Source organism: Candidatus Kryptoniota bacterium (genome assembly GCA_036567965.1).
Classification (GTDB): domain Bacteria; phylum Bacteroidota; class Ignavibacteria; order Kryptoniales; family JAKASW01; genus JAKASW01.
Map to the genome: position 1 here is coordinate 117,503 of DATCTN010000012.1, position 15,842 is coordinate 133,344.

A 15,842-nucleotide genomic window follows, 5' to 3' on the forward strand; every position below is an offset into this window, starting at 1 on the left:
GTTTTGGTTTTCTACCTTCGGGAATGTATAATTAAAGCGAGCAGTTCACTTTCATCTGGGACAATTCCATGGGAATGCTATGTGAACTGTAATTCGTAGGGGCCGAAATGGTGATTGTTTTGGGGGCTCCACGAGGAAGAATCGATACACGTTGGCTATAGAGCGTCAGGCAATCGAAACTAAATTGGAGGGATGATGAAGAGGCCAGAAGTTCGAGGTCTAATTATCAGAATATCTACACTTTTATTGTTAGGATTGGGAATTGTCATAACTGGGAAGCTGCATGCTGCTCGATATTCATATGACAGCACGGTTATTCCTGAGGCGTCCATACCAAAGCTCGACAAACAGACCTATGTTTTCCTGACCCACTACGGTAAAGAGCTTCAAGACATGAGTTACGAGTATGGGGTCGACTGGCGGCTGGCACTAGCGGTACTTCGCCAGGAATCCGCATTCAATCCGACCGTAATTTCGGACAAGGGTGCTGAGGGTTTTATGCAACTCATGCCGAATACGGGTCTCTACTTGGCTTCACTGCACAATGTCCAGGATATCACAAGGCCGTCAGACAACATCAAGCTCGGGGTCATCCACCTTCGTGACATGCTTCGTAATTTTTCCGATACAGAGGGTGACAACAGGCTTGAGTTGGCAATAGCCGCTTACAACTGCGGTTATTCCCGCATCGAGGATGCGCAGACCATATCAAAATTCCTGGGGGATCCGACCGATTCCTGGAGCTCAGTTAGATCAGGTCTGACTCTTCTTTCCAAGCGATTTTCACCTCTTCATTCGCACGTTTGGGAAGATGGAAAGCCTACTGCGGGCTATTTTGCGGGCTCCGACGAGACTTTAGGCTACGTTGAAAGTGTGATGCAGTTTTACAATATTTACAGGAATGTATTGCGCAGGTAGTTCTGGATCAGTCCTTTCTGGGCGGCAATCCGGAGAATTGAGGGTTACCGCCCTTTTTTGTCTCCTCCTTTGTCTCTTACCCGCGTTGGTTCATGCCCAACCTCCCCCATGGGACGTTAGTATGTTCAGAAGCATTAACGATTCCAGGTCCGCTTTCCTGGATGCGACGGTTGGGGCAGATGACTATGCGGTCCTCCCATTGGCAATCGCTACACCGTTGGCGTTCGGAGGTGTCGGGCTCATCGAGAAGGATGGATACACCTTTGACACGGGAGCTTTAGTTGGCTTGACAGAGGTCTCAGCTTACGCGGTATACTACGTCGTTAAGAATGTCATAGTTAAGCGTGATCGCCCATCCGTTACTTTGTCCAACGTGCATACGATGCATCTCGATAGTGCTGACAAGTATTCCATGCCGTCGGGACACACATTAGCAGCATTCGCCATAGCGACCGCGCTGACGTTCAGGTACCCTGAACCTTATGTTTACATCCCGGCTTATGCGTGGGCGGCCTTCGTCGGTTACGGAAGAATGTATCTCGGTCTTCATTATCCGAGTGACGTCCTCGCGGGTGCTATACTTGGAAGCGCGTCGGCCGTGGCGATTCATCTACTCAGTCCTCAGATCACTTCTCTTCGGAAGAAGATCATCGGTGACGGATTGGGGATTCAGTTGAGCGCAGCCCCGACTCTCGTAAATCTCCGCATCGACTTCTGAACGGGAGGTGTGTCCTGAACTCCGACAGGTTGCGGATTTTCGCGGGCTACGTTTTGATATGTGTTATCTGGGGGACAACATGGCTCGCGATCAAGGTTTCTATATTCACGGTACCTCCGTTTCTCAGTGCGGGTATACGATTTACAATGGCCTCGATCATTATCGTCGTAGTGTTGCGGATCCGTAACTACAAATATCATTTCAGTGTCCAAGAAACAATCTTCCTCTTATTAGTCGGACTTGGATCTTTTAGCGTACCATATGGACTCGTGTACTGGGCGGAAGGGAGAATCACTTCCGGTCTCACCGCTGTCACTTTCGCGGTGATGCCTTTCTTCGCGGCGATTCTTTCGAGAATCATGCTCAAGACCGATGATCTGTCATTCTGGAAAATATTCGGGATACTTTTGGGCTTTGCGGGACTGGTGATCATGTTCGGCGGCGACTTTGAGGTAGGCTCCTTACAAAGAGCTGAAGGAATTCTGGCAGTAGTCCTCAGTGCTTTTTGTAATGCAATGGTGGCGGTTAATGTCAAGAAATTTGGAAGGCACATCGATCCAATCTACATCAACTTAATACCGATGGCACTTGGGGCAGTTACGCTGATTCTGACGAGTGTCTTCGTCGAGAGCTGGAGTAATGTCCAATTCAATCTTTCAACGATTTCTGCAATGCTTTATCTTGCCGTAGTCGGATCCGTTGTTGCCTTCGGTATCTACTTTTACCTTCTCAAGCACATCAGCGTCGTCCTTCTCTCCATGACCTCATTCATTACTCCGGTCCTCGCATTGGCTGCCGGAGCGATTTTTCTTGGAGAAGATTTACCTTCAGGGACAATCATCGGAACAGGATTGATACTCGCCGGAATCTTGACTATGAATCTCTTTGCCGAAAGGTTTTCCGGAGTTAAACCAAATTCGAATGAAGATGAAAAGATTTCCGCCAAATGAACGCTAAATCACTTTTCATCTGCTTCTTCATCGTGACACCTGTTGCATTCGCGCAAATCAAAAACGCGCTTTACACAGGAGGGGACAAGCAGATGGTGAGTTCAGAAGAAAGCATCAATTATGTATCTCCTCACGCTTACGATGTCCTGAAATATAATTTGTATATGGATTGGTACGCCGTCCTGCAAAATGAATCTCTACGATACAACGGCATTATGGAAATCACATTTAGGCCTGACGCTACCAGCCCCCTTGACTCGATCAATCTCGATAACGATGGGGTTTATCTCAGAGTGGACTCGGCATTTGCCTATAACCGGAGACTTTCGCTAAACAGCAACGGTAGCCGATTGATCGTCTATCTTGATACGAATCTTGTCGCCGGCGACACAGGGGTCGTGAGACTGTACTACCACGTAACGAATCCCGGATTGTCGAATTCCAGCCCTCAAAAAGGCTTTTACCTGTATTATCGGGATGGATCTACGGTGTTCCATACGATTGCTTACACAATGAGCGAACCAAGCGACGCGCACTACTGGATGCCGTGTTATGATGACCCGTCGGACAAAGCGTTGAGTGAGATCTCAGTCAGAGTCCCCGACGGATTCGTCGCAGCGTCGAACGGAAGACTTGCCGCGACTACGAATAATCACGACGGAAGCATAACCTACGATTGGGTTGAGGATTTTCCTATTGCAACATACCTGATGTGCGCAACCGTTTCTCAGTTCGCTGTTGTTCAGGGAACGTTTGTCCGAGCGCCCGGCGACTCAATCCCTGTGCAGTATTATGTCTATCCGGAGGATTCTGCGGCCGCAGTGTCGAACGGTTCATGCGATGTAGACAGCGTAATCTCCATGATAAAGTTTTACTCTTCCATATATGGCCCATACCCGTTCGAGAAATACGCGATGACTTGTATCGAGCCGTTTTATTACGGCGGAATGGAGCACACAACCATCACGACAGTTAAGCGCAATTATGAATTCGACAGGCGAGTGGTAGCTCATGAGCTCGCTCACCACTGGTGGGGCGATAATGTCACGCTTGGAACGTGGAAGGATATCTGGCTTAACGAGGGCTTCGCTACTTATTCCGAGGCGATGCAGCAGCAGCACCTGAGCGAATCGGATTTTCACTCCGAGATGCAATACTATGAGGCTCAGTTCTTTGGCGAGTACGATACCACGAAGTATGCCGCGTATGCTCCGCCACCGGGACTGATTTTCGGTCTCGCGGAATACTACAAGGGTGCATGGGTGCTCCATATGCTGAGGAGCATCGTCGGAGACTCGACGTTCTTCGATATCATGAAGACCTACCGGGCCGACTTCCAATTCGGCAACGCCGTGACCACAGATTTTGCCGGCGACGTAAGCAAAGTGACCGGCTCCGACATGAGCTGGTTCTTCAACGAATGGATATTCTCGCCTGGGTACCCGATTTACAGCTACACGTATAGGAGGAGCGGGGACACGCTTAACTTCACAGTTGAACAAAACCAGGTGAACGCCCCGTTCTTCAAAATGCCGATAGACCTTGGAGTTTACTCCGGAGGTACAACAAGTATCCTCCACTTCACCGATTCTCTCCAGTTGCAGTCGGTGTCGTTCTTCTTCAGCGGGACCATCGACTCCGTTTCGTTTGACCCTTCAGACAAAATCCTGAAGCTCACGTCGCCATGGAGCGACTCGATGACATCACCGTCTCCGGTCACGATCACCAGCTTTCCGAATCCATTTTCGAGGTCGACTACAATTCAATACGTGATTGCCGGAGACAGCAAAGTTACAATTGAAGTCTATGATATTCTCGGAAGAAAGATCAGATCGATTGAACAGGGGTACCAGAGTGCGGGCTTTCATGACATTACCTTCGATGCAGTCGGTCTGGCGAGCGGAGCTTACTTGTGCCGCATCGTAACGGCATTCGGGGACCGAACCACTAAAATCTTACTGGAAAAATAATGCAAAACAGAATCGTCAGCGCAAGATCGATTTCGTTAATAGTTGTTGCAACGCTCTGGTCCGCTTCAGCTTTTGGATGGGGACAGGACGGTCACAGAATTATCAACTCGTCATTCACAAAGCACTTCCCGCTGGATACCTCGTGGGTCGCCCGCTTCACTCAATATTATGCCGATCATGCCTCTGACGCCGACAACAGGAAAAGCTCCGACCCATCCGAATCGCCGAGACACTTCATCGATATCGACGCTTATGCTGAGTTCCATTCAAGCTGGTTTCCTCATGACATTGATTCTCTTATCGCGGAATATGGCTCGTCGACTGTAACAACAAACGGTACTCTCCCATGGGCGATAAAAGCCGATTATGACTCGCTTGTGGCATTTTTAAAGAGTGGAGACACGGTCAGCGCCAACAGAGTGATAGCAGACCTCGGACATTATATCGGAGACGCCTGTCAGCCGCTCCACTGCACCGAGAACTACAACAGGAACGGAATCCATAGCCCTTACGAAAGCACTATGCTTCACGACTATCTTTCCGAAATCACGATTTCGCCCGACACTTCGAGGTACATCCCGGACGTTCTCGACTTTGCGTTTCGCGTGATATACGCGTCGAACTCAAAGGCCCAGGTAATTATCGACGCTGATGATCAGGCAGGCGGCAAAAGCGCAAGACAGAATTCTCCGACGACTTACTACCAGACCTTATGGTCGCTACTCGATACGATGACGATCGGACAACTTCAGACTGCGTCGGTGTCTCTGGCGTCTTTGGTGTACTCTGCCATGGTGGACGCAAGCCCGGCAACGGCAGTTCACCAATCGAATCCTTCGACGTTCATGATCTCGGAGGCGTACCCTAATCCATTTAATCCTACAACTAATATCGACGTCGACGTGCCTGCGGGTACTGGTACCGCGAACGTCTCTGTATATGCCTCCGATGGAAGAAGGATCCAGTCGTTCTCCACTTCGCTCCATGCTGGACACAACATCCTTTCTCTCAACCTTTCAGGTCAGGCCTCAGGAGTGTATTTCGCAAAGATCGAAACACTTTATGGAACCGAAAGAAACGTAAGAACCTTGAAAGCGATTCTTATAAAATAATACTTCGATCATGCCCAAACCGTCTTGTTTGTTTTTTCTGGCCTGACAAAGTAGCTTAAGCCCTTGTAAAAAAGGAATTAATGAAGCAGGAATATGTAGACGTACCTCAGGAGTCAGGTAACCTCGACTACAAGAAAGTGAAGGTTGTGGTAATAACAACCGTCATGTTGTCCTTCATATCGTACTGGAGGGCTGCGGCGGTCGTAGTGTCGGACATTGGTTCGAGTGCGTTCTATGCGCTCGGTATTGCTGAGAAAGCCGTAGGTCCGTCTGCGCCTTTCTTCATCCTGTTTGTCATGTTGTTTGCTTACGGCATCAGGGCAGTATACATCGAATCCTCAAGCATGTTTGTTCGCGGCGGCAGTTACCGGGTGGTCCGGAAAACCCTCGGGAGTACTTTCGCCAAAGTGGCTGTTTCCGCACTCGTCTTCGACTACCTGATAACCGCGCCGATCAGTGCTGTGTCCGCCGGACAATATCTTGAGGGACTCATCGACTCTCTCCTCGCTGGTGTGAATCCAAATCTGCAGGTGCCACCTAACTCCATAGCAGTCGGATCCGCGATCCTCATCGAGCTTTACTTCTGGCGAAAGAATATTATAGGAATTGAAGAGTCGAGCGAGAAAGCTCTTCGTATCTTTCAGGTTACTTCCGTCCTTGCCGGCATCCTCTTCGTGGGATCGATTATCACGATCTTCACACGTGGCGCGCATATCCCTTCATTCAGTGTCAGGCTATCCGATTCCGCGATGGGTTGGCTCAAGGGATTCAGCGTACTGAAGACCATCGGACTCGTGGGTGTGCTTATAGGTATGGGACACTCGATACTCGCCGTCAGCGGGGAAGAAACTTTAGCGCAAGTCTATCGCGAGATCGAGTCTCCGAAACTCAAGAACCTGAAGCGCGCCGCGCTGATAATGTTCGTGTTCAGCTTCATCTTCACCGGACTGAATTCCATTTTCGGTGCCATGATAATCCCGGAGGCCGACCTGATGGGCAAGTACAATGATAATGCCCTCAGCGGACTCGTGATGAATTTTGTCGGACCTCATACGATTCTCCTCACGCTCCAGGCGTTTGTGGTCGTCGTTGGGTTCCTGATACTTGCCGGAGCAGTCAATACCGCCCTGATCGGAGCGAATAGCGTCCTCAATCGCGTGGCGGAAGACGGAGTCCTTCATGAATGGTTCCGTCGCCCCCATGGCAGATTCGGCACGTCCTACCGCATAATCAACCTCCTCGCGATCATTCAGATTCTGGTCATTCTTGCCAGCAGAGGCGACGTTTTCCTCCTCGGGGAAGCGTACGCATTCGGCGTCGTCTGGACTTTTATCATGACCACCTTCTCGATACTCGTTCTGCGGCACAAGGACAAATCGGTGCGGGAATGGAAGATGCCGCCGAACTTGAAGTTAGGGAGGTACGAGGTTCCCTTGGGACTAATTTTCGTCTTCATAATTCTTTTTTGCATCGGCGTCACAAATCTTTTCACCAAGCCGCTCGCGACTGAGGGCGGAGTAACGTTCACCATTATCCTCTTCGCACTCTTCGAATTTTCCGAGCGAGCAAACAAAAGACTTGACGCTTCACGCGGACCCGCGCTTGAAAAGTTCAACGTGTTCGCCCAAAATAATCTGACAGCTGAAGCGATCGGCTGCAGAACCCCCCGCCGCAAGCTGGTGGCAGTCCGCGCTCCCAACCGCCTTAACCATCTTTACAGATGCCTTGAAGAGAGTGACCCCGACGAAGTCGACATTGTGGTTATGACAGCCAAAATAATCCCGGGACAGAGCACCACCGCAGCTAATACCATTGATCATTTCGAGGAAGAACTCTTCAGCGAAGTAATAAAAATCGCCGAGAAACAAGGGAAAACGGTATTGCCGATCGTTGTCCCGACAAACAACGCGGCCTACGCTATCGCTCACACAACTGTTCAGATTGGCGCAGAAGAAGTATTCCTCGGAACCTCTGAGCGCTATCCTGCGGAATATCAGATGCAACAATTCGCCTTATACTGGGGAATGGTTGAGGCTGATGAGAATCATCATGTCAACATAAGAACCATCGGTCCTCGCGGTGAAATGAATTTCGAAATCTGATTGAAGCTGGGGTGAACTTAGGACGTCGGATATCTGAACGGTTTGCTTTTTAAACATTCTTTCCTGATATTTTTGCGTATTAGTCACGATGAGAATTAGCAGCGGCGGTGCCCACACTGCCGCGGATCAGCGACTTCAATCTTCACCAACTTAGAAAAGACTTATCGGTTCAGATAAGCATTGCTATTGCAGGCGTACACTCGACGGATTTACGGGCGGGAGGCCGGCACGACCCCCGTCGTACAACAAGAAAGGACGATAGCTTAGTGAATGGCATCGCAGGTTTCTCCCCGGTTTGCCAAATCCAGGCGGGAGCGATCTTAAATTGACTTCTAAAGAAGACATAAGAAAATCGATTTTGAAAATCAGGGAAGAGCTGAGCGAGGAAGAAGCGCTGCAAAGGAGTAAACTTGTGCTCATGCGACTCGAGAATATGCCTGAGTACAGGAACGCCGGGCTCGTGCACACCTACCTATCATCAAGACCAAATGAAGTCGATACAATCATGCTGGTCGCAAGATCGTACGCGCGCGGAAAACGCATTGCGGTACCCGTTATCACGGACAAAAAGGAAAGGAAGCTGGAAACCTCGGAACTTATCGATCTCGGTGATCTCACCGAAGGTCCGTTCCATATCAAGGAACCAAAAGTTTTCTCACCTGTACCGCTCGAAGAGGTCGACATCTTCATCATCCCGGCGGTTGCAGTCGACAGGTCGGGCAATAGGATCGGTTCAGGGTTCGGCTATTACGATAATTATCTTCACTCACAAAAGAAGCCGATCGTCGCACTTGTTTACAAATTTCAAGTTGTCGATAGCATAGAACCCTTGGAGACTGACGTCAAAGTCGATTACATCGTCACAGAGGATGAAATCATAAAGACTAACGCCCGCGCCTGAAGAAGCCGAAACGAGTCGGCATCAGTAATATGGAAGAACATTCCTCCCAACTTTCGACCCTGAAACTCTTCAAATCCAATTCGGACAAAATAATCGACGGGGTTTGTGGCGGACTGGCGGTAAGTTTCCGCACTGACGCGAATGTCGTGAGGCTTGTCCTAATCGCGTATACATTAATGAACGCAGCAGGTGGAGCGCTTTTCTACCTTGTTGCCATGGTTATAATCCCTCGGGCCGAAACAGGGGCACCCGAACGGGTGACGGAACAAGAAACCTCCGAACCTGGAATCGGCTCGGTCGGGATGGCGGGTCTGGTTGTCGGCACTGTTATCATGTTAATCGGGCTCGGACTCCTTTTCAAAATTTTCGACTTGCTTTCGATTTCCTCTCTATGGGTTTCATTCGGTCGGCTTGCGCTGCCCATAATCTTTATCCTGATCGGCGGGGCTCTGCTGCTTGAAAAGGATCCGGGACATCAAGATGTTGAAGTGAACCGTAATCCGGACGCGTCCGGGCATGAGCAAAGGAAGCTTGTGAGGATGTCGCGAGACAAGAAAATATCCGGCGTTTGCGGCGGATTCGCGGAATATTTTCGGACGGATCCGACGCTTGCTAGACTCCTGTGTGTCCTCCTGGCATTCGCTTCGCTCGGTCTTGCTCTCGTGCTTTATGTCGCTTGCGCGATGGTGATCCCAAAGGAGGAAATGTGACAGGCCCGGAGCAAGGATGAAGAAGACCCCCGTCAGGTTGGTCATTGGAATCGGTCTACTAGCAGTTGGCGTTCTCCTCTTGATCGAACGGGCTGGCGTTGTGCGGTTCGATCTTATGAAGCTGGTCGGTTATGTTCTTCTCCTCGCAGGCGGGTTCCACGCTGTGACAGGATTTGGTGCGGCCGACCGTAAGCGAATTCTGTGGGGCTCGATTGTGTTTCTGATAGCGGTGCTTACCTTATTCATGTCTTATGGTCTGGTTCCGGCTTCGTGGGATCAGACATGGCCGTCTGTACTTGTGATTCCCGGACTTGCGCTGCTCATGGTCTATTTTTCGGACCTCCGAGATTTCGCGCTGCTTGCCGTGTCGGCGTTCTTTGTGTCTTTGGGAATCGTCGGACTCATATTGGTCAAAGGTGAAGTCACACTCGGCGGGAGCATTGAAGACACCGTCACTGCTGCGCTTCCAGTAGCAATAATCATCGCCGGCGTTTATGTTTTCAGAAGGTCGCTCACCGGCAGGAACGACCCCCACTGACAGGATTTGGCCGGCTTTTACCTGGATGTTCTTGACCCTGGAACCGGCTGACGCCGCTGCATTTTGTTGGACTTGTTATCAAGGAGATCGCCATGACGAACTCTTCATTCACTTGGCTGATAGTTATGCTAGTCTCTATTTCTGCTCATGGTCAGACTCTCAAGTCTCAACTCGAACTCTTCACCCGCACTCATCACGTCCCGGAAGGCGTTTCTGATTTCAACCCGGTCTTTCATCTTCTACCGATCAATCAGGATACCACTCTCGTTTGCTGGAGTTTCTCGACCACTTCGTATATCGAATCTGAAATGAGAAGACTTGGACTTGACACGCCCAGACTTTCCGTGATGTATCCTGTCTACTGCGTGTTCCTCGAGAAAGCAAAACGGTTTGTGGAGACGCGCGGCAAGTCGCGTTTCGCACCGGGCGATCTCTTTACAGGCGTGTGGAACACCATCCAGAAGTACGGCGAGATCCCGATGGACGATTATCGGGGTCAGGCAATCTACTGCGCTACATTTAACCAGCAGCCGATGTACATCGAATTGACGGACTACATGGAGATGGTGAAGACTGCCTCGTACTGGAACGAAGACTCCGTTGTCAGTCATGTCAGACATGTTCTCAACAAGTATATGGGCGAACCTCCCTCGCAGTTCAACTACAAAGGTAAAGCATACACACCGGAGACGTTCCTGAGTCAAGTGGTGACACTTCCCTGGGACGAATATATCAAAGTCACTTCATTTGAGTACGCGCCATTCTACACCTTCACGCAACTTCGCGTGCCGGACAATTGGGCGCACGACAGCAGCTACTTTAATGTTCCTCTCGATCTCTACTTCAGGTCAATCAAGGGCGCTCTGGAGCATGGGTACTCGGTGGCAATCGACGCCGATATTTCCGAACCGAGTTATGAAATTGAAAAGGGGATAGGAATAATCCCTGAGTTTGATATCTCAATAAAAGACATCGGCCAGGATTCGCGCGAGTTCCGATTTGAGAACGGCACTACTACCGACGATCATCTTGTCCAGGCGGTTGCCTGTGAGAATTCTTCCGGTGATGAATGGTTCCTTCTTAAAGATTCGTGGAGGACTGCGTGGGAGGGGAATCATAAAGGGTATTCATATTTTCACGAATCGTACATGAAATTGAAGACTCTTTCCTTTCTCGTAAACCTGAACGCGGTTCCGGAGATAAAAGAAATGCTGGGCCACCGCAGATCCGAGTGAACAAGCTTTTCAAATTCCACTTCTCGCCAGCTCGAGCGTTCACGTGACCGGCTCAGCGTTAGAAAGGTCGATCGAATGCTCCTAAATGAGTATGACAAGCCGACCAGGGCTCATTACGAGATCCTGTTCATGAGCTGGGCTGGATGGGTATTCGATTTCTACAGCCTCATTCTTTTCACTTTTCTCATTATCCCGATTAGCGCCGAGTTCGGCCTCTCTAATGTGTCACGATCATATATTATTGGCGCATCTCTCGCCGCCACAGCTGTCGGTGGCGTCATTATGGGAGTCTTATCCGATCGATATGGACGAAGGAAAGTGCTGCAGTGGACAATCCTGACTTACAGCTTCGGAACTTTTCTTTGCGGATTCTCGAATGGATTCGTTTGGTTGCTTGCCTTCAGCATCGTTACTGGGCTGGGGGTAGGCGGTGAGTGGGCGACGGGTCAAACATATGTTGGGGAGACCTTTCCCCCGGCGGTCAGAGCTCGATACGCAGCCTTTATGCAAACCGGCGCGCCAATCGGAATTGTGCTCGCTTCGATTGTCGGCGGCTTCCTTCAACCTGTGATCGGATGGAGAAGTTGCTTTTTGATATCGGTTCTTCCCGCGGTTCTAGTGATATTAATCAGACGGCGATTGCCCGAGTCTGATATCTGGCTCGCCAGGAATCGATTAGTCTCAGAAGGGAAACTTGATCGCGTGGGATTGGCAAATGAACGCAAGAACAAGTTCCTGGCATTATTTGGCAGGGAGTATAGGAAGCTCTTCATCCAATCGCTCATCCTCGCGCTCTTTGATATGTCGGCTTACTGGTTCACCTACTCTTGGCTTCCCGGGTATCTGCACGAGCAGCGCCATTTTCCGATGGCGAAATCGGCAGTGTGGATGCTCGTCACGCAAGCCGGCGGCCTATTGGGTTATATCTCCTTCGGGTTGGTAGCCGATAAATTTGGTCGACGACCTGCATACTCGGTTTACTCATTCATAATGGCAGGCGCCCTCGTGATGATAACTGTCATGTGGAACGTTGCGGTAATATACCCTCCGGTCATATTGGGTTTCATGTTCCTCGTGGGATTCGGTACGGGAATGTTCAGCGGGTACGGACCGCTTTTCAGCGAGCTATACCCCACTTCTATTCGAAACACCGCGATGGGCTCGGCGTTCAATCTTGCGCGGGGAATCCAATTTCTTACACCGGTCGTCATCGCAGTCATAGCCGAGAAATATGGACTGAGTGGCGGCATATCCCTCGCTGCGATTTTCGCCGTCCTCACGGGAATCTGGATCTGGACGTTCCCCGAAACTAAAGGGAAGAAGCTCAAGATCGCGGAAAATTTCTGAACTCGCGGATGGAAAGGAGATCGTCGTCTTCTTCATACACCTCATACCTTCTTGCTGGCGAAAGGAATCGATCTTCTCGGTTAACACTGTAGGGCAATTATCACGACTTCCACTTTATTGAAGCAGTATCATTTTTAATTCACATCGAACCTTCTCATGAACCTCTTTCCGGTTGAGGGCTCCCTTCGTGCGTCTTGCAACGACATGGTTTGAATTCGATCCACAAATTCAAAAAAATTCATTTCCCGCACTTCCAAATCAGCAACAAACGAAATGATTGAAGTGCCATCCATATTCCGTTCTTGAAACAAACCCCCCATTACGTTTATATTTCAACGAGGTCTGCAAATGGCAGTTCAGTATTCATATCACAGCCTGTTACGCGGCAATACTAATAATTGTTGACGCATGGTTTTGCATGTTCCGGAGTACCTTTTGGATAGTGTCTTCGGCCTATCTGCACTTGAGAAACCGCTTGAAGTCGACGACACTATCACCGAAGTGCAGACTCCCGCAAGAGTCATACTATTCAACGATGATTGGCACACGTTCGAGGAGGTTATCGGCCAGTTGATAAAGGCACTTGGCTGTTCATCCGAAAAAGCTGAAGCGATCGCATTTGAGGCGCATTCAAATGGGAAGGCGGCGGCATATGAAGGACCGTTGAATGATTGCCTGAGGGTCAACAGCGTCCTCGAGGAGATCAGTCTCATTACACAAATAGAGATTTGATAGATGAATTCTAACGAAGTCAGAGAAAGTTTTGTAAAGTTTTTTGAAAGCCACGGGCATAGATTCGTGCCGAGCTCTCCTGTCGTTCCTTACGACGACCCGACGCTTCTCTTCACGAACGCGGGCATGAACCAGTTCAAGGACATATTTCTCGGAAAAGGGAAACGTGATTATACTCGTGCGGCAAATTACCAGAAATGCATCAGGGTGAGCGGGAAGCATAACGATCTGGAAGAAGTTGGGCATGACACGTACCATCATACATTCTTCGAGATGTTGGGAAACTGGTCGTTCGGAGATTACTACAAGAAAGAGGCGATTGGATGGGCATGGGAACTCCTGACGGAAGTCTGGAAACTCCCAAAGGACAAACTCTACGCTACCGTATTTGAAACCGATGACGAGGCAGCGGATATATGGAAAAGAGTTACAGATATCCCAAATGACCGCGTCCTCAAGTTCGGTGCGAAACACAATTTTTGGGAAATGGGTGAAACCGGGCCTTGCGGACCGTGTTCCGAAATACACATCGATCTCGGCGAGGGGTTGTGCTCTAAGAATCACTCGCATCGAGTCAATACCGACGGCTGCGGACGGTTCATCGAGCTTTGGAATCTTGTCTTCATTCAATATAACCGTAACTCTTCGGGTGAATTGGAGACTCTCCCCGCGAAACACGTTGACACCGGCATGGGGTTCGAGAGGGTCGTCGCGGTGCTTCAGGGTAAGAATTCGAACTACGACACGGATCTCTTCACCCCGATCATCGAGCGGATTTCGCAGCTTTCCGGAAAAAAATACGAAGGTGAGCACAATCAGGTCGCGATGCGCGTTATCGCCGACCACGTTCGTGCTCTCACATTCGCCATCGCGGATAACGCGAACCCGTCGAACGAAGGACGAGGTTATGTTCTCAGGAGGATATTGAGAAGGGCGTCACGCTATGCGCGCAATCTGGAAATGCACGAGCCGTTCATTTATAAACTCGTGGATGTGCTCGTCACCAAAATGGGTGGTGCATACCCGGAGATCGCGAAGGCACAAAGGAGAATTGCCGACGTCATAAAGTCTGAAGAGGAGAATTTCAATCTGACTCTCGACCGCGGTCTCGAGATATTCGAGGACGTTGTCGGCAGGATTCGCACCGCCGGCCGAAAAGTAATTCCAGGTGAAGATGTCTTCAAGTTGTACGATACTTACGGTTTTCCCGCCGATCTCACGAGCCTGATTGCGAATGAACGCGGACTCTCGATTGATTCGGCAGGGTTCGAGAAGCTGATGCAGGTACAGCAGGAAAGATCGCGGACCGCAGGCAGAAAAAACGTGAATGTGATCCTGCCGGATGACGGCACTCTTAAACAACTCGTCGGCAATTCGAAGACCGAGTTTACAGGTTATGATTCGACTGAAGACCGCGCGAAAGTCGTCGGGATGAAGAAAGTCGGGAACGAAGACTACGTCCTTCTCGACAGGACGCCATTTTACGCTGAATCAGGAGGGCAGGTCGACGATACCGGGAACCTCATCGCGGGTGGAAGAGAAATTCCGATTCTCGATCTTGTAAAAGTCGATGACCGCATTGTTCACGTCGTCGATGGTAATCCGGGCGACACACTCCATTCCGGTGAGGAAGTCTTTGCGAAAGTGGACGCGAAGCGCAGGCTTGAGATCATGCGCAACCACAGCGCCACGCATCTTTTACACGCAGCTCTCAGAAAAGTTCTCGGCACCCACGTCCACCAGGCCGGCTCTCTCGTGGACCCGAATCACCTCAGGTTCGATTTTGCACATCATAAAAAAGTGACGCCCGAAGAGTTGAGAGAGATCGAAAACATAGTGAACGATAAAGTACTCGAACGTATTGAACTCTTGCATCACAGAAATATCCCTTATGAGCAGGCGAAGAAGATGGGTGCCCTTGCTTTCTTCGGAGACAAATACGGCGACAAAGTAAATGTTGTCCAGTTCGGCGACTTCTCGATGGAATTCTGTGGTGGAACGCATGTCCGGAACACAAGCGAAATAGGTATCTTCAAGGTGACCAGCGAGTCGAGTATTGCAAGCGGTGTGCGCCGCGTCGAAGCCGTAACTGGAACAGGCGTAGAACACGTGATCTCGGACTTGAAGAGTCAGATCCAGGAGAAAGAAAAGGAAAGTGAAGAATTATCCGAACGCATCAAGGCTCTCGAACAGGAGCTGAACGATCATAGATATAAGATTGCGGTCGACAGGATTGAACAGCTTATCAGGGAAGGTAACGGTCGGACAGAAATCGATGGCGTGAAGATTTTTTGCGCGCATATTGACGTAAGTTCAGATGAAGAATTGAAAGAGCTGGCTGACCACGTCAGATCCAAATCGATCGCTTCCGTGATCGTACTTGGAAGCAGGATCCGCGACAAAGTAAGCCTGGTAGCGGTCGTTTCTGCTGCCGCGATCGGCGAAAAGAAATTGCATGCCGGAAAAATCGTCGGTGAGGTCGCACGGAAAGTCGGCGGCGGCGGCGGCGGCAGACCTGATTTCGCGACGGCCGGAGGCAAGGACCAATCGAAAATTGATGAAGCTCTAAAAAGCGTTCCTGAAATCGTCAGACAATACTTAAAATAGGA

General features: G+C 49.9%; 13 protein-coding genes. All 13 read left to right on the forward strand.

Annotated elements, in window-relative coordinates; genetic code table 11:
* The first annotated feature begins 195 nt into the window (after positions 1–195).
* On the forward strand, positions 196–918 hold the full coding sequence (locus tag VIS48_04815) for a transglycosylase SLT domain-containing protein (protein HEY9165461.1): 723 nt from the start codon (positions 196–198) through the stop codon (positions 916–918).
* A gap of 121 nt (positions 919–1,039) precedes the next feature.
* Positions 1,040–1,636: a phosphatase PAP2 family protein gene (locus VIS48_04820; GenBank protein HEY9165462.1), complete on the forward strand. Its 597-nt coding sequence runs from the start codon at positions 1,040–1,042 to the stop codon at positions 1,634–1,636.
* 29 nt (positions 1,637–1,665) lie between these two features.
* A complete protein-coding gene (locus tag VIS48_04825) occupies positions 1,666–2,586 on the forward strand; it encodes an EamA family transporter (protein ID HEY9165463.1) in 921 nt (306 codons plus the stop codon).
* Complete coding sequence (locus VIS48_04830) at positions 2,583–4,556, forward strand: M1 family aminopeptidase (GenBank protein ID HEY9165464.1); 1,974 nt, start codon at positions 2,583–2,585, stop codon at positions 4,554–4,556. Before VIS48_04825 ends, VIS48_04830 begins: the two co-directional genes overlap by 4 nt.
* Positions 4,556–5,668, forward strand: a complete 1,113-nt coding sequence (locus VIS48_04835) for a T9SS type A sorting domain-containing protein (GenBank protein HEY9165465.1) — start codon at positions 4,556–4,558, stop codon at positions 5,666–5,668. The genes VIS48_04830 and VIS48_04835 overlap by 1 nt, the downstream gene beginning before the upstream one ends.
* A gap of 80 nt (positions 5,669–5,748) precedes the next feature.
* The gene (locus tag VIS48_04840; GenBank protein ID HEY9165466.1) at positions 5,749–7,770 is read left to right on the forward strand and encodes an APC family permease; all 2,022 of its coding nucleotides are present in this window, start codon (positions 5,749–5,751) and stop codon (positions 7,768–7,770) included.
* A 325-nt stretch (positions 7,771–8,095) separates the two neighbouring features.
* Entirely contained in the window at positions 8,096–8,671 is a 576-nt protein-coding gene (locus tag VIS48_04845; protein ID HEY9165467.1) for a 5-formyltetrahydrofolate cyclo-ligase, read from the forward strand.
* A gap of 29 nt (positions 8,672–8,700) precedes the next feature.
* Positions 8,701–9,381, forward strand: coding sequence for a PspC domain-containing protein (locus VIS48_04850; protein ID HEY9165468.1), 681 nt, complete (start codon positions 8,701–8,703; stop codon positions 9,379–9,381).
* 16 nt (positions 9,382–9,397) lie between these two features.
* Complete coding sequence (locus VIS48_04855; GenBank protein ID HEY9165469.1) at positions 9,398–9,919, forward strand: hypothetical protein; 522 nt, start codon at positions 9,398–9,400, stop codon at positions 9,917–9,919.
* A gap of 92 nt (positions 9,920–10,011) precedes the next feature.
* Positions 10,012–11,154 (forward strand): hypothetical protein, encoded by a 1,143-nt coding sequence (locus VIS48_04860; GenBank protein HEY9165470.1) that lies wholly within the window; start codon positions 10,012–10,014, stop codon positions 11,152–11,154.
* Between the two features lie 75 nt (positions 11,155–11,229).
* Complete coding sequence (locus VIS48_04865; protein HEY9165471.1) at positions 11,230–12,501, forward strand: MFS transporter; 1,272 nt, start codon at positions 11,230–11,232, stop codon at positions 12,499–12,501.
* A gap of 435 nt (positions 12,502–12,936) precedes the next feature.
* Entirely contained in the window at positions 12,937–13,233 is a 297-nt protein-coding gene (locus tag VIS48_04870) for an ATP-dependent Clp protease adaptor ClpS (GenBank protein HEY9165472.1), read from the forward strand.
* Positions 13,234–13,236: 3 nt separating this feature from the next.
* On the forward strand, positions 13,237–15,840 hold the full coding sequence (gene alaS, locus VIS48_04875) for an alanine--tRNA ligase (protein ID HEY9165473.1): 2,604 nt from the start codon (positions 13,237–13,239) through the stop codon (positions 15,838–15,840).
* The last annotated feature ends 2 nt before the right edge of the window (positions 15,841–15,842 follow it).